The organism is Rhodoferax sp. RT4P68, from assembly GCF_056521305.1.
The window spans coordinates 146,142-161,501 of the sequence record NZ_JBWMBB010000008.1 but is presented as its reverse complement, the minus strand read 5'-3'; the positions used below and the strand labels follow the sequence as shown (position 1 = coordinate 161,501).

The window sequence follows — 15,360 nt, the reverse complement described above, 5'->3', positions numbered from 1 at the left end:
TCCTCACGGACACACATCACCGAAGGAGTCGGATCGTGCTGCTGACGCTGGTCTTCCTGTATCTCGCATTGACGATCGCGGTGGGCCTGCTGGCCGCACGGCGTGTCAAGACCACCGCCGACTTCGCAGTGGCCGGCCGCAACCTGCCGCTGGTGATGATCGTCACGACCACCTTCGCAACCTGGTTCGGATCGGAAACCGTGATGGGCATCCCCGCCAAGTTCGTGGAAAGCGGGCTGGGCGGCGTGGTGGAAGACCCCTTCGGCGCCGGCAGCTGCCTGATCCTCGTCGGGCTGTTCTTTGCGGCCAAGCTGTACAAGATGGACCTGCTGACCATCAGCGACTACTACCGCGAGCGGTATGGCCGTGTCGTCGAAGTCGCCTGCTCGCTGATCATCATGCTGAGCTACCTGGGCTGGGTCTCGGCCCAGGTGACGGCGCTGGGGCTGGTGTTTCACCTGCTGTCGGCGGGCGCCATCAGCGTGGCCATGGGCATGGTGATCGGCGTGGTGTCGATCCTGGCGTACACGCTGTTCGGCGGCATGTGGTCGGTGGCCGTCACCGATTTCGTCCAGATGATCATCCTGGTCGCTGGCCTGGCCATCCTGGCGGTGTTTGCAGGCCAGATGGCCGGCGGCGCCGACAAGGTGATCGACCTGGCGGTCAGTCGGGACCTCTTCAACTTCTGGCCCGAGCCGAGCCTGCACGACATGCTGTTCTTCTTTGCAGCGGCCATCACCATGATGCTGGGGTCGATCCCGCAGCAGGACGTGTTCCAGCGCGTGATGTCGGCCAACAGCGTATCGGCGGCCACCAAGGGCCCGGTCATCGGCGGCGCCTGCTACATCCTGTTTGCTGCCGTGCCCATGTTCCTGGTGACCAGCGCGCTGATCATCATGCCGGAGGAGACCGCCGTGCTGTTGAAGGACGACCCGCAGAAGATCCTGCCCACGCTGGTCATGGAGAAAATGCCGTTCGTGATGCAGGTGCTGTTCTTCGGCGCCCTGCTCTCGGCGATCAAGTCCACGGCCTCAGCGACGCTGCTGGCCCCCAGCGTGACGTTCACGGAAAACATCTGGCGCCAGTTCGTGCCGCGCATCAGCGACCGACAGGAGCTGATGACCATGCGGATCACCGTGCTGGTGTTCAGTGCCTGCGTGCTGACGTACGCCATCGCCATGGAGGGCACGCCGATTTACGAGCTGGTCTCTGGCGCCTATCAGGTGCCACTGGTCGGCGCCTTCGTCCCGCTGGTGTTCGGTCTGTACTGGAAGCGCGCCAGCACACAGGGCGCGATCTTGTCCATCGTGGCCGGCATCGGCGTGTGGTTGCTGGTCATGTACACGCCGGCAGGGGAGCAGTTTCCGGCCCAGCTGGCCGGCGTGCTGGCCTCCTTGGCCGGCATGCTCGCAGGCTCGTGGGCGCCGCAGTGGATCGGCAACCGCCACGCTGGTCACCATCCGCTGATCCGGAGCACCTGAGCCTCGCGCTGCTGCCGAGCAGGCTCGCCCCGCACGCGACGATGGGCCATTGAGCACCGCCCAAGTCCGCGTCGCCAGACCGGTTGCCAGGCGGCCGCCGTGCGGCTGCTGCCTATAATCGAGGGTTTTTTTGGTCTTCAGCAACCCCCTTTTTGCCATGCCGATTTATGCCTATCGATGCGAGTCCTGCGGACACAGCAAGGACGTCTTGCAAAAGATGTCCGATGCGCCGCTGACCGACTGTCCGCAATGCGGGGCATCGAGCTTTCGCAAACAGGTCACCGCCGCCGGATTCCAGCTCAAGGGCTCGGGCTGGTACGTCACGGACTTCCGCGACAAGGGCAATGGTGCAGCGGCGGCCAAGCCGGATGAGTCGAAGGACGCCCCCGCAGCCGCAGACTCAGCCAAGCCGGCTGACACCAGCGCCAAACCTGCCACTGCGGCCACTGCACCAGCGGCCGCGCCGGCTGCGGCGCCCGCAAGCAGCCCTACACCTTCCTCCGGAACCGATTGAAGCGCCCTTCGATGAACGCCTTGCGCAAATGGCTGGCGGCCGGCCTGCTGGTTGTGGTTCCCGCGGGCATCACCGCCTGGGTGTTGGAATGGATCATCAGCACGCTGGACCAGACGCTGCTGATCCTGCCTGCCGCCTGGCACCCTGACCGGCTGCTGGGCTTTCACATCCCTGGCTTCGGGGTTCTGTTGGCGTTGGCCATCTTGCTGGTGGTCGGCGCGGCGGCCAGCAATTTCTTTGGCCGCAAGTTGGTCGATTGGTGGAACCGCCTCTTGCACCGCATCCCCATCGTGCGCTCGGTCTATTCCGGCGTGAAGCAGGTGTCGGACACGGTGTTTTCGGAGAGCGGGAACGCCTTTCGCACAGCGGTGCTGGTGCAGTGGCCCAGAGAAGGCATGTGGACGATCGCCTTCGTCACCGGCACGCCGCGTGGCGATACGGCCACCCATCTGCCGCCCGAGGACTACCTCAGCGTCTACGTACCGACGACGCCCAACCCGACCGGCGGCTACTTCGTCCTGGTGCGTGCCAGCGACTGTGTCGAACTGCGCATGAGCGTGGACGACGCACTCAAGTACATCGTCTCCATGGGTGTGGTGGCACCGGCGGTGCCGCCGGACCTGAACGCCAGATTGCGCTGAGCCCCAGAGCGGGCCAGCGCCACCCTGAACCCGGCGCCGCGCAGGCGCCACGACCTCGAGCTTGGACATGGAAACTCAAATGCGTACCACCTATTGCGGCCTCGTCAGCGAAACGCTGATGGGCCAGACTGTCACGTTGTGCGGCTGGGTCAACCGCCGCCGCGACCATGGCGGCGTGATCTTCGTCGACCTGCGCGACCGCGAGGGCTATGTGCAGGTGGTGTGCGACCCAGACCGTCCCGAGATGTTCGCGACGGCCGAAGGCCTGCGCAACGAGTTCTGCATTCAGGTCAAGGGCCTGGTGCGCGCGCGGCCCGACGGCACGACCAACGAAGGCATCAAGAGCGGCAAGATCGAAGTGCTGTGCCAGGAGCTGACGGTGCTGAACCCCTCCGTCACGCCGCCGTTCCAGCTCGACGACGAAAACCTGAGCGAGACAACGCGCCTCACGCACCGCGTGCTGGACCTGCGCCGCCCTTACATGCAGAAGAACCTGATCCTGCGCTACCGGGTGGCCATGGAGGTGCGCAAGTTTCTGGACGAGAAGGGCTTCATCGACATCGAGACACCGATGCTGGGCAAGTCCACGCCAGAGGGTGCGCGCGACTATCTGGTGCCCAGCCGCGTGCACGACGGCCACTTCTTCGCGCTGCCGCAGTCGCCGCAGCTCTTCAAGCAGTTGCTGATGGTGGCGGGCTATGACCGCTACTACCAGATCACCAAGTGCTTCCGTGACGAAGACCTGCGCGCGGACCGCCAGCCCGAGTTCACGCAGATCGACATCGAGACCTCGTTCCTGACCGAAGAGGACATCCGCGCGATGTTCGAGAACATGATCGTCACCGTGTTCAAGAACACGCTGGGCGTGGACCTGGGTGAGTTCCCCGTCATGACCTACCAGGAAGCCGCAGCCCGTTTCGGATCGGACAAGCCGGACCTGCGCGTGAAGCTGGAATTCACCGAACTCACCGACGTGATGGGTGACGTGGACTTCAAGGTGTTCTCGGCCGCCGCCAACAGCAAGGGTGGCCGCGTCGTCGCGCTGCGCGTGCCGGGCGGTGCCAAGGAAGGCAGCGGTCTGTCGCGCGGCGAGATCGACGCCTACGCCGAATTCGTGAAGATCTACGGCGCCAAGGGGCTGGCCTACATCAAGGTCAACGACCTGGCCAAGGGCGCTGCACCGGAGGGCGCCACGCGGTGGCCAGGCTTGCAGTCCCCCATCGTGAAAAATCTGCACGACAAGGCGCTGCAGGAGATCCTGGCGCGCACCGGCGCGCAGGATGGTGATCTGCTGTTCTTTGGCGCAGACAAGGAAAAGATCGTCAATGACGCCATCGGTGCGCTGCGCATCAAGATCGGCCACAGCGAGTTCGGCAAGAAGAACGGCCTGTTCGAGCGCGGCTGGGCACCGCTGTGGGTGGTCGACTTCCCGATGTTCGAGTTCGACGAGGAAGCGCAGCGCTACACCGCCGTGCACCACCCCTTCACAGCGCCCAAGGATGGCCACGAGGACTGGATGGTCACCGCCCCGGAGCGGTGCATCTCCAAGGGCTACGACATGGTCCTGAATGGCTGGGAGATGGGCGGCGGCTCGGTGCGTATCCACCGGGCAGATGTGCAGCAGAAGGTGTTCGATGCCTTGAAGATCAGCGTGGAAGAGGCGCAGCAGAAGTTCGGTTTCCTGCTCGACGCGCTGCAGTACGGCGCGCCGCCCCACGGTGGCCTGGCGTTCGGGCTGGACCGCATCGTGACGCTCATGACCGGTGCGGAATCGATCCGCGATGTGATCGCCTTCCCCAAGACCCAGCGTGCGCAGGACCTGTTGACACAGGCCCCGGCACCGGTGGACGAGAAGCAGCTGCGCGAACTGCACATCCGGCTGCGCAACCCTCTGGGCACCGAGGCCTGACCAGGCCGCGCGGCGGGCTCAGCGCGGCTGAGCTTGCCGCGCCAGCAAGGGCGTGATGAAGTTCGCCGGAATGGCGTAGGTGATGCCCGAGGGCTGGCTGATGGCGGTCTCGCGGTTGCCGCGCACGAACACCATGTTGATCACGCCGATGACCGCCGCCGTGTCTGGGTCGAACACCGGCCCGCCGCTGTTGCCGGGATAGGCAGTCCCATCCAGCTGGAAGATGTCGAAGGCGCCTTCGCGCATGCTGCGGATGGCCCGCGCGCTCAAACGCTGGTCGTTCGCAGCGGGCAGCACGATCGGCGTGATCGACGAAATCATGCCCCGGTGGGTCACCGGCGAGAACCCCAGGGCCCCACCGATCGGGAAACCGGTGAACGCGATGACCTTGCCTTCCTTCACCACATCTGAATCGCCCAGCGCCAGCGCCGGAACTGGCGCGCCGGTGAACCTGAGCAAGGCCAGATCGCGCGGCCGGTCAACCTCCAGCACGCTGGCAGCGCGCATCTCAAGTTCACTGCCACGGCGCACCTGGACCACGAGGTCGGCGCCGTCCGCAGGCTCGCCGGCGGGTGGCAGCACGTGCGCATTGGTGACGGCCAGGTTGCCATCGGCCACGACGAAGCCGGTGCCCCGCAGCACGAAGCGCGGACTGTTCGTGGCTTTGTAGGTGCCCACGATCAGGATGGAAGGCTTGGTTTTCTCGACCAGCTCGACGAACTGGGCATGCGCTTGCGATGCACCGCCTGCCAACGCCACCAGCAACCCCACCAGCAACGCCACCTTGGCCCGACTGCGATGCAGGACACGCATCATCGGAGCCTTACAAGGTGGCGCGCAGTTTCGCCACTTCCTCCTGGCCCACAAACTTGTCTCCCAGTTTGGCCAGTTCGTCCAGATGCTTGCGGGCTTGCTCCTTGTCACCTGACATGGCATAGATGCGGGCCATGTTGAGCTTGAAGGAGGGGTTCTGGCTGCGCAGGCTGAGCACCTTGGTCTGCAACTCGATGGCCTTCTGGTAGTCCTGCTTCTCGGCGAACAGCATGGCCAGCGTGTCCATCATGGCGGGCTGGTTCGGGGCCAGCTCATTGGCCTTTTCGGCATAGGCGATCGCTCCATCCTTCTTGAGGCGCGAGGTGACCCAGGCCAGGTTGTTGAGCGCGACGGCGTTGGTCGGCTGAAGCTTGATCACATTCAGGTAAAGCTTCTCAGCCCCGGCCACATCGCTCTGCGCCAACGCGACATCGCCCAGGTACATCGGCACGATCACGTCTTTCGGATGTTCCTGCAACCAGGTGGTGCTGAAGCGGTCTGCCTCGGCCTTCTTGCCGGTCTGCAGCAACGTGGCGTGCAGGCGTACCAGCAGGTCGGGCGAGTTCGACTGCTTCAAGCCAGCCTGGTAGGCGGCGATGGCCTTGCCGTTGTCCTTGAGGGTGCGCTGGGCGTCGCCTTCCAGCAGGTATCCGGCCGCTTCCTTGGGACGCTGCTGCTGCACCTGACGCGCCATCTTCAAAGCTTCGGCGGTATCCCCACGGTTCAGCCGCAGGCTGATCAGCCGCTGCTGCGCGTCGAGATGATTGGGTTGCAAGGACAGCGCGCGACGCAAAGTCTGCTCAGCCGCAGTGGGGTTCTTGGCGGCCACCTGCGCGTCTGCCAGCCGGACCAATGCCCCAGGCGACTTCGGCTGCATGGACGCTGCCCTGGCCAAGGTCGTCAGGCCCTGGTTGGTCTCCCCTGCCGCCATCTGCGCACGCCCCGCTGCGCCCAGAATATCGGCCTTCTCGGGCATCGCCGCCAACGCGCTCTGCGCCGCAGTCAACGCCTGCTTGGGTTCACGCTGCTGCAGCAGGTAGTCCACCAACAGCACCCGCGCGCCGGCATCGTTGGGATCTGCTGCCACGGCCTTGTTCAGTAGTTCGATGACGGCAGCCTTGGCATCGGGGTCGCGGGCGCGGATTTCCGCCAGCGCCATCAGCGCGCGGGCGTTCTTCGGCTCCTTGGCCACCACCGCCTCGAACCGCTTGCGAGCGTCCTGAACCTTGTTCTCCGCAATGTCCAGCGCAGCGATGCTCATGACGGCCGGCATGTATTGGGGATTGATCGCCAGCGCTGCATCGAAGCTCTTGCGCGCCGCGCCCGCGTCACCCATGGCCAGGAAGGTGCGGCCGCGCAGATTCGGCGCCACCGGGTTGTTCGGCGTCTTCTTCTCCAGCGAGTCGATCGCGGTCATGGCCCGCTTCCATTCGCTGCGGCGCAGTAGCGTGCTGATCAGCGCCAGGTCTGCGGAAGTGCCCTTATCCGACGACGCGATGTCCTGCAGCTGCTCCATCCCGCTTTCCAGCTTTCCGGTCGCCATCTGCGTCATGGCCAGGGCGGTGCGCTTGCGAGCATCGGTCGGGTCCTGCACCGTGGCGCGCGTAAAGTATTCCTCGGCCTTCTTCGCATCGCCGTTGAGCAAATGCACCTCGCCGGCCAGCTGCAGCACGGCGGCATCGGTGGTCTTGTCGTTCAGGACGGGTGCCAGAGCCTCCAGAGCCTTGCCGGGCTGGCCCATGCGCAGATAGGTCGCCACGAGCCAGCGTCGCGCCAGCACCAGGCTGGGGTCTGACTGGACCGCCTTGCTGAGCTGCTGCTCGGCGGTGACCAACGCGTTCAACTGCAGGTCGATGCCGCCAGCGATTTCCAGGCTGCGCGCGTTATTGGGCGTGATCTTGAGCAGCTGCTGAGCCAGGTCCCGCGCTTTCGGATACTCGCGCTTGGTGTAGGCATGCTGGGTTTCCAGGTAGCGGGTCTGCGGATGGTTGGGGGCAATCTTCTTGACCGCAGCCAGTTCCTTCTCCACCTCCTCCGGCTTGCCCTGGCGCATCAGCACCGTAATGACGCCGAAATAACCGGGCGCGTAGTCCGGCCTGATCTCCAGCGCCTTGCGGTACGCTGCCAGCGCTTCGTCCAGCGCAACCTTCCCGTACAGGTGCATGTCGCCCTTGAGACGCCAGGCCTCGACATTGGTGCCATCCCTGGCGATCAATGCTTCCAGTTGCGCGGCTCCACCGTCGATGTCGCGCGCGGCGAGCTTCTGGCGGATCTGCACCAGCGTGGCGGCAGCATTCTGCGGATCGGCCGCAAGCGCGGCCTCGAGCGCGGCCCGGGAGGCAGGCAGGTTGCCCTCGGCCTCGTAGGCAGTTGCCAGCGCAGTCTTCAGGTCGGCCGTGGCGCGCGCCGTGCCCAGCTTCGTGTCGGAGAAGTCCTCGATCAGCTTCTTGAACTGGCCTTGCAGCAGCAGGGCCTGCGCCAGCTTGGGGACAACCACGTCGTCCGGGTGCTTCAAGTCCCTGGCCTTGCGCAGTTCGATCTCGGCCGCGGCCACGTCACCGCCGGCCAACAGTGCGGACCCGAGAATGAAACGCGCTTCCGACGAGTCAGGCTGGCTCTGCAGGACGTTCTTGACCTGGATGACGGCCGCCTTGTGATCGTTCTTGGCCATGTAGTCGCGGGCGGAAGCGAGAAGGGTCTCAGGCTTTTCGCCGCCGCAGCCAGCCAGCAGCAAAGCGCCTGCCAGGGCGACGGCGGTCAGGGCCGCCGAGGTGTTTTTCATGTACATGGTGTTCACTCCTTCAAAGGTCCTGGGTTGGCTCACTTGAGGCCCAGACGGTGCATCAGGTCGTACAGAGTGGGGCGACTGACGCCCAGCAACTCGGCGGCCTTGACGATGTTGCCGTTGACGCGCCCGAGCGCGGCAATGATGGCGGTGCGCTCTGCGTTGTCACGAATGGCACGCAGGTCCAGCGAGGGGTCGAGCGCGTCACCGTCGGCGACGCCCAGGCCGATGTCATCCGATCCGATCTGGTTGCCGTCGGCCATGATGACGGCACGTTTGATGCAGTTCTCCAGCTCGCGGATGTTGCCAGGCCAGGGATGGGCTTCGATCGCCCGAACGGCGCCTTCGCTCAGGCTCATCGATCCTCGGTTCTGCTCTTGTGCAAAGCGGCGCACGAAAGCGTGGGCCAGCAGGGCCGCATCGCCAACGCGCGCTCGCAGCGGCGGGATGTTGACCACGATCTCGGCCAGCCGGTAGTACAAGTCCTCGCGGAAGCGGCTTTCCTTGCTCAACGCCTTCAGATCCTGGTGCGTAGCGCAAACGATGCGCACGTCCACCGCAATCTCCTGCCTTCCGCCCACGCGCTCGATCGTGCGCTCCTGCAGAAAGCGCAGCAGCTTGGCCTGCAACGTGAAGGGCAGGTCGCCAATTTCGTCGAGCATCAGCGTGCCGCCATTGGCGGTTTCGATCTTTCCGAGCGTGGTCTTGGCCGCCCCGGTGAACGCGCCCTTCTCGTAGCCGAACAACTCGCTCTCGAGCAGGTTCTCGGGGATGGCAGCGCAGTTGATCGCCACGAACTTGCCATTGCGCCGGGGCGACGCCAGATGCAGTCCGCGCGCCAGAACTTCCTTGCCGGTCCCGCTCTCGCCCAGCAGCATGACGGTGGCGGTGCTGGAGGCAACTTTCTCGATGGTGCGGCAGATGCGCAGCACCTCAGGATCGCGCGTGATCAGGCCGCCCAGGGCGTCCGGCTGCTGCATCGCCTGCAGCCGTCGGTTTTCCTTCTGCAGCTCGAACATGCGGAAAGCGCGGTCCACTGTGAGGTTCAGCAATTCCGGCTCGAACGGCTTTGCGAAAAAGTCGTAGGCCCCGAGGGCCACGGCGCGCAGGGCATTGGCCTGATCGTTCTGGCCCGTCAGCACGATGACTTTGGTGTCGGGCTCGACCGCGAGGATCTGCTCCAGCAGCTTGAAACCTTCACTGACCGAATCCGCATCGGGCGGCAGGCCGAGATCCATCGTCACCACGGCAGGCGCATGCCGGCGCATTTGCACCAGCGCGGTTTCACGGTCCTGGGCCAGGACCGACTCGAAACGATCGAGCGACCATTTGATCTGCTTCTGCAGCGCTGGATCGTCTTCGACGATCAGCAGCGCGCGCATTTTTTCTGTGCTCATGAGTTTTCCACGGCGTGCAGGTCCGATGTCTTGTGCACGTCGAACAGCGGGACCAAGATCCTGATCACCGTGCCGCGCCCAAGTTCGCTGTCCACCGAAATTTTTCCTCCAAGTTCCTGCACATATTGAAAGCTTTCATAGGCGCCGATGCCCATGCCCGCCTGCTTGGTGGTCTGAAATGGCTTGAACAGCCGGTCCCTGACAAACTCTGGCGACATGCCACGGCCTGTATCGCCCACTTCGATCAGGGCCAAACCCTCCGCGCGCCCCAGCACCAGCCACACACGGCCCGAGGGATCGGTCGCGTCGAACGCATTCTGGACCACGTGACCGACGATGCGCTCCAGGCGCTCCTCATGCCCACGGGCCACCACATGTTCGTGCAGCTGCAGTTCGAGCTGTCGGTCCCGGCCCTGCGCCACCCGCGCGACGCGGTGCGCGATGGCTGCCAGGTCCACGCCGTGGACTGTTCCGGCCGGCGTCGCACCCTCACGCAATTGAAGCATCAGCTGGCGCATCCTGTCCAAAGAATTCTCCACCGTCATGAGCATGTCCTGCTGAAATTCGGGATTGCCATGCAGGCGCTTGGCGTTCTTCATCATCAGGGAGAGCTGCGTCACGATGTTCTTGAGGTCGTGGACGACAAAGGCCGACATCTTGTTGAAGGCATCGAACTTGCGCACCTCCAGCAGTGCCTCGGTCGCCTGCATCTGCGCCATGAAGCTGGCGGCTTGGCGGCCTGCCGTCTTGAGCAGGTCGTTCACTTCCCAGTTGACGTCGACCTCGGCCCGCGCGCTGGCCAGCACCACGAACCCGGTCAGATCGTCACCCACGTTCAGCGGCACGATCAGCCAGGCTTGGCGCACCTCATGCAACCACGCGGGCAACACCAGATCGCCGTATCGCTGAGGGAACGATCGGTATTCCTCCAGGTTGATCACCCAGCCGCTGGTCGCCAGGAACTGGCATAACCGCGAATCGACGGGCTCGGTGTCCGGCGTCGAAGGCATGTTCCAAGCCGCTGCGCAGCGGAACGCGGGCTCGCCCGTGTCGCGTAACCACAGGCACCCGGCAGGGCTCTCCAGCATGTCAGCCAGACCCCGCACGACCCGCTGTCCCATGCCTTGTGGGGACTGCTGCGCCGACAAGGTCCGCGTGAAGCGCAGCCACTCTTCTCGGTAGTCATAGCGGTAGCGAAAGAAGTGCTTGCCAACCAACACGCGCAACTTGGACCGCATGCTGCCGGACATGGCCAGAATCATCAGCAGAACCGACGCCAGGAACACCAGCCCCAGCTGCAGCGCCCGGCCCCACTCGCCACCGAAGTAGCGTACGTAATAGCCTACCGCTGAAATGAAAATCAGATAGGTGCCGGCCAGCAACAAGGTGGCGGAATGAAAAACCGCCGTGCGCGAGACGCGGATCTTCGTCACCCATTCGCGCCGCCCGGTCACGGACAGCCACAGCAACGGGACCAGCAGTGCGTGCGCCAGCCCACGGATGCTCATGGCGTCCAGATCGATCCGGCTGAACAGCACGGACTGGGAGAACACATACAGGTCGAATAAGAACGTACCGGCCAACCCGAGGCACAGTGGCTTGACGCTCCAGCGCACCTCTTCCGGCACATCGCGGTACATCTGCTCGAGCAGGAACAAGGCCAGCAACGGCAGGGCCATGGCCCCGATCAGCACCCACTGACCAACGGTCTCACTGCCTTTCCAGCCGGCAAAAGTCCACACCTGCACCACCAAAAACACCACCAGCGTGGCCGCAGCAATGGCACCCGGCGCTCCAAGCTCACGCAGTCGCGATCGCTGAGATGCCCCCTGACCGAGCAACAGCAGGAAGCCGATCCAACACGCATAGCGCGCCCAATCGGCCAGCGCGCTGGCACGCAACAGTTGGGCGTTGTCGTTCAGCAGAGACAGCAACACCAGCCCCGACCACAGCGTGGACGACACCACGGCACCGGCCATGAGGCCCGTCGGCACCCGCCCGGGTGACCAGAGATAGCGAAGGCGCGCAAGCGTCAGCGCAAACACCAAAAACGTGACGCCGGCCAGCGCGTAGCCCCAGACCGTCAACAGGAAGTTCGGCGTCTGCACGGGCTAGGAAGTCCAGATCATGGACAGGCCGCGCGGACGCCCCGGCTCAGCGGGCACCCTTGGCCATCAGCACCACGCCCACGGTCTCGAACAGGATCACAAGATCGAGGAACAGCGAGTGGTTCTTGACGTAGTACAGGTCGTACTGAAGCTTCTCGGCCGAGTCTTCGAGCGTCGCCCCATAGTGGTAGCGGACTTGGGCCCAACCCGTCACGCCGGGTTTGACGCTCTGGCGCACCGCATAGTAGGGGATCTCACGCGTCAGCTGATCGACGAAGAACGGGCGCTCGGGCCGGGGCCCGACCAGGCTCATGTCACCATTGAGCACGGAGAACAGCTGCGGCAACTCGTCGATGCGCAGTTTGCGGATCACAGATCCGACTCGGGTGACGCGGTCATCCTTCGCTGCGGCCCAACGCGGGCCATCCTTCTCCGCATCGGTGCGCATGCTGCGGAATTTGACGACGTTGAACAAGCGGCCGTTGAAGCCAACGCGCTCTTGCCGGTAGAAAACAGGGCCGCGGCTCTCCAGCTTGATGAATGTGGCCGTGAGCAGCATGACCGGCGCCGACACGGCGATCAAGATCAGTGCACAGACGATGTCGAACACGCGCTTGACGATGGTGCGAAGACCGCCTTGGCTGAAACCGTCGCCAAACACCAGCCAGCCGGCCGACACGGAATCCAGACGGATCTGGCCCTTCGTCTTTTCAAAGTGGGTGGCGATGTCCACGACGCGAACGCCATGGAGTTTGCAATCGAGCAGTTCGCGCAGCGGCATGCTGCCACCGCGACGCTCCACCAGAGCGACGACGATCTCGTCAACCTCCAGTTCGAGGGCTGTATCTGTCAGTGACTTGTTCTTGGACAGGATCCCCCAAGCGGAGACTTCCGCCTCTGCCTCATTGGGACTGGCGTAGTAGCCCACCACGTCGACGTGGGGGTCGTCCTTCTTGAGGGTGCGCCCGACGAGCGCAGCCCGGGGCCCGGTTCCAAACACCAGCACACGGTGGCGCAGCATGGACTGCGGTGTGGAATGGGCCACATACACACGGTGCGAGACAGCAAGGATCAGCCCCACCATCGCTGCAAGCGCCAGTGACTGGCGACCGTCGATGCTGAGCGGCATCAGGCTGAAGACCGCATAGGTCACCGGCACTGCCAGCACCACAGACAGCGCGGCACGTGCGCGCGACTGGTTCACGGAGCGGTTGTGCACCCGCTGATAAAAGCCCATGCTGGCGTTGATCACCAGCATGCCCGACGCCAACAAGGCGGTGTAGCCAAGCAACGGCACTGCCAAGGCCAGGTTGCTGCCGCGCCACACCAGTTCGGCGAACACTGCCGCCATGATCAACACGCAGTCCAGCGCGACCTGCTGCACCGTACGACGGTGCAGATAGTGATTGAAGATCTTGATCATGCACGCGGCTCGAAGGCTCGGTTCCGATGCCTCGGCGTCGCCGGCCGATCGCTGTGCCGCCATGCCCTCCGCGCAATCGACGCCCCATGCGTCATGCATTCCACCCCATGAAGTCGACTCATCCGATAGTCCTGGTGATAGCACCCCACGCAACTGTCCGGAGCACAAGCCCGAAAGCCGGTGGAATCACAGTTCCTGCGGCCCTCGACGATGCCGAATCACGGCGGTCTGGCCGACACCCGTACACATACGAGGGCATTGTAGAGGGCGGCATCTGCGCATCTGTGACGGGCCCGCCGCCGTACAACCAATCGACAGCACCGACCATCCTGCGGACACGAAACGTGCACTTTTCCCAACTGAAGAGTGCGCCCGCACCGTCAGCCGCGAAGCGCGCACTGCCCCTTGACGTTAGCGGTCGAACTTGCTGAAGCGCTTCTTGGCGTCGCGCGGCACGAACACCTTACCACCACCAGCCGGGCGACCGGCGCCAGCACCGGGCGCAGCCGCCCGTGACGGCGCGCGGTGGCCTTCGCCCGAGTCAGGGCGCGCGCGGCCGGCAAAGCCACCGCGGTCAGCACCGTGGGGAGCACTGAAACCACCACGGTCTGCTCCGTGCGGCGCACCGAAACCACGACCGTGCGCAGGGCGGTCACCACCACGCGGCGGTGCACCACGGCCAAACGCCGGCTTGCGGAACTCGGGCGCGCGCTCACGTGGCTCCATCCCCGGAATCACCTCGGCCTTGAACGGCTGCTTTGTGAAGAACTCGATGTCCATGATACGGCGGCGGTCGCGGAATTCCGCAAACGTGACGGCCAGGCCGTCGCGCCCCGCGCGGCCGGTGCGGCCAATGCGGTGCGTGTAGTCCTCGGCCTTCATGGGCAAACCGAAATTGAACACGTGGCTGATGCTGGGCACGTCGATGCCGCGGGCGGCCACGTCGGTCGCCACGAGAATCTGCACATGGCCTTGGCGCAGTGCCATCAGGCGACGGTTGCGCAGGCCCTGGCTCAGCGCGCCATGCAGCGCTACCGCGTCGAAGCCTGCCTGTTGCAAATCGTTGGCCAGCCCGTCGCACTCAATTTGCGTGCTGGCGAAGACGATGGCTTGCTGGATGGTGGTATCGCGCAGCCAGTGGTCGAGCAATGCCCGCTTGTGCTGGGCACTGTCCGCCCAGAACAGCACCTGGCGGATGTTCTGGTGCTTCTCTTGCGGCGAATCGATCTGCACGCGTTGCGGCTCTCGCATCACGCGGCGGGCAAGTTGCTGGATGCGTGGCGCGAAGGTGGCGCTGAACATCATGGTCTGCTGGCGACCGATCGTCAGCTGGTTCAGCTCGGCCAGATCGTCAGCGAAGCCTAGATCCAGCATGCGGTCGGCCTCGTCAACCACGAGGAACTTGACTTCATCGAGCTTGATCTGCATGGAGCGCTGCAGGTCGAGCAAGCGACCCGGCGTTGCCACCACCAGATCGGCGTTCTGCAGCTTGGCGATCTGCAGCTGGTAGGGCATGCCGCCCACCACGCTGGCAACGCGCAGGCCGCGACAATGCTTGACCAACTCGATGGCATCGTGCGCCACCTGCTGTGCCAACTCGCGCGTCGGACACACGATTAGGGCGCCCGGAACAGCCGCCTTGAAATGGCGCGTGTTGGTCGGGTCTTTGCGCTTGGGACGCTTGGGCGCTTCCTCGCCCCGGGCGACGGCTTCGGCCACGAGACGCTCGCGCTCGGCCTGCTCCGCCGCTTCGGCTTCTTCCTGTCGGCGGATCAAGGTGTGCAACACGGGCAGCAGAAACGCGGCCGTCTTGCCGCTGCCGGTCTGGCTGGACACCATCAGGTCGATGAAACTGGAGGCGCTGCTGCCGTCGGCGGCACCGCCCATGGCCATGGGAATGACCTGGCGCTGCACCGCGGTGGGTTCGCTGTAGCCCATGTCGGCGACAGCGCGTTGCAGCTGCTCGGCCAGGCCCAGTGCTGCGAATGCGGAGACAGGCGCCGCGACTTCCGTCACGGTGCTGTCAAAAGAGGTGGATTCATCGGCGGTGGACAGCAAAGCGTCCGCCCGCTCTTCAAAAGAGTAGGTCATCGTTTCTCTCACACGAAAACGCTGTGCGATGCACAGACGCTTCTCGTCATGGGTGGAAAAAACATCCACCTTCAAACGAAACCGTACGCTGCAATTTCAGCGTTCGGCGGGCCCAACTGGCGGGGCCCGAAGTGTGAGGGGAGATGCGCAAATCTGGCGCTCCATGTGGAGTGCGCCAAGCCAGCGATTATGACATGG

General features: G+C 64.4%; 10 protein-coding genes. 4 read left to right on the top strand and 6 right to left on the bottom strand.

Annotation, left to right across the window (positions count from 1 at the left end):
- Positions 1-35 precede the first annotated feature (35 nt).
- From AC099J_RS18310 to aspS, 4 genes are all read left to right on the top strand, one after another.
- Positions 36-1,481 (top strand): high affinity choline transporter 1, encoded by a 1,446-nt coding sequence (locus tag AC099J_RS18310; RefSeq protein ID WP_479616714.1) that lies wholly within the window; start codon positions 36-38, stop codon positions 1,479-1,481.
- Positions 1,482-1,638: 157 nt separating this feature from the next.
- Positions 1,639-1,995, top strand: coding sequence for an FmdB family zinc ribbon protein (locus AC099J_RS18305; protein WP_479616713.1), 357 nt, complete (start codon positions 1,639-1,641; stop codon positions 1,993-1,995).
- An 11-nt stretch (positions 1,996-2,006) separates the two neighbouring features.
- The gene (locus tag AC099J_RS18300) at positions 2,007-2,636 is read left to right on the top strand and encodes a DUF502 domain-containing protein (RefSeq protein ID WP_479616712.1); all 630 of its coding nucleotides are present in this window, start codon (positions 2,007-2,009) and stop codon (positions 2,634-2,636) included.
- 79 nt (positions 2,637-2,715) lie between these two features.
- Positions 2,716-4,545: an aspartate--tRNA ligase gene (gene aspS / locus AC099J_RS18295; RefSeq protein WP_479616711.1), complete on the top strand. Its 1,830-nt coding sequence runs from the start codon at positions 2,716-2,718 to the stop codon at positions 4,543-4,545.
- Between the two features lie 18 nt (positions 4,546-4,563).
- On the opposite strand, the gene AC099J_RS18290 is transcribed toward aspS, so the two are convergent.
- The 6 genes from AC099J_RS18290 to AC099J_RS18265 form a co-directional block, all read right to left on the bottom strand.
- Entirely contained in the window at positions 4,564-5,358 is a 795-nt protein-coding gene (locus AC099J_RS18290; RefSeq protein ID WP_479616710.1) for a S1C family serine protease, read from the bottom strand.
- 10 nt (positions 5,359-5,368) lie between these two features.
- Entirely contained in the window at positions 5,369-8,146 is a 2,778-nt protein-coding gene (gene prsT / locus AC099J_RS18285; protein ID WP_479616709.1) for an XrtA/PEP-CTERM system TPR-repeat protein PrsT, read from the bottom strand.
- A 32-nt stretch (positions 8,147-8,178) separates the two neighbouring features.
- The gene (gene prsR, locus AC099J_RS18280) at positions 8,179-9,540 is read right to left on the bottom strand and encodes a PEP-CTERM-box response regulator transcription factor (RefSeq protein WP_479616708.1); all 1,362 of its coding nucleotides are present in this window, start codon (positions 9,538-9,540) and stop codon (positions 8,179-8,181) included.
- On the bottom strand, positions 9,537-11,648 hold the full coding sequence (gene prsK / locus AC099J_RS18275; protein WP_479616707.1) for an XrtA/PEP-CTERM system histidine kinase PrsK: 2,112 nt from the start codon (positions 11,646-11,648) through the stop codon (positions 9,537-9,539). The genes prsR and prsK overlap by 4 nt, the downstream gene beginning before the upstream one ends.
- Positions 11,649-11,694: 46 nt before the next feature.
- Positions 11,695-13,071, bottom strand: a complete 1,377-nt coding sequence (locus tag AC099J_RS18270) for a TIGR03013 family XrtA/PEP-CTERM system glycosyltransferase (protein ID WP_479616706.1) — start codon at positions 13,069-13,071, stop codon at positions 11,695-11,697.
- Between the two features lie 411 nt (positions 13,072-13,482).
- On the bottom strand, positions 13,483-15,162 hold the full coding sequence (locus AC099J_RS18265) for a DEAD/DEAH box helicase (RefSeq protein WP_479616705.1): 1,680 nt from the start codon (positions 15,160-15,162) through the stop codon (positions 13,483-13,485).
- Positions 15,163-15,360 lie beyond the last annotated feature (198 nt).

Bases quoted from the DNA above. Each gene is read 5' to 3' on its own strand.
- AC099J_RS18305 (WP_479616713.1), top strand. From the start codon at position 1,639: ATGCCGATTTATGCCTATCGATGCGAGTCCTGCGGACACAGCAAGGAC.
- AC099J_RS18300 (WP_479616712.1), top strand. From the start codon at position 2,007: ATGAACGCCTTGCGCAAATGGCTGGCGGCCGGCCTGCTGGTTGTGGTT.
- aspS (WP_479616711.1), top strand. From the start codon at position 2,716: ATGCGTACCACCTATTGCGGCCTCGTCAGCGAAACGCTGATGGGCCAG.
- AC099J_RS18290 (WP_479616710.1), bottom strand. From the start codon at position 5,358: ATGCGTGTCCTGCATCGCAGTCGGGCCAAGGTGGCGTTGCTGGTGGGG.
- prsT (WP_479616709.1), bottom strand. From the start codon at position 8,146: ATGTACATGAAAAACACCTCGGCGGCCCTGACCGCCGTCGCCCTGGCA.
- prsR (WP_479616708.1), bottom strand. From the start codon at position 9,540: ATGAGCACAGAAAAAATGCGCGCGCTGCTGATCGTCGAAGACGATCCA.
- AC099J_RS18270 (WP_479616706.1), bottom strand. From the start codon at position 13,071: ATGATCAAGATCTTCAATCACTATCTGCACCGTCGTACGGTGCAGCAG.
- AC099J_RS18265 (WP_479616705.1), bottom strand. From the start codon at position 15,162: ATGACCTACTCTTTTGAAGAGCGGGCGGACGCTTTGCTGTCCACCGCC.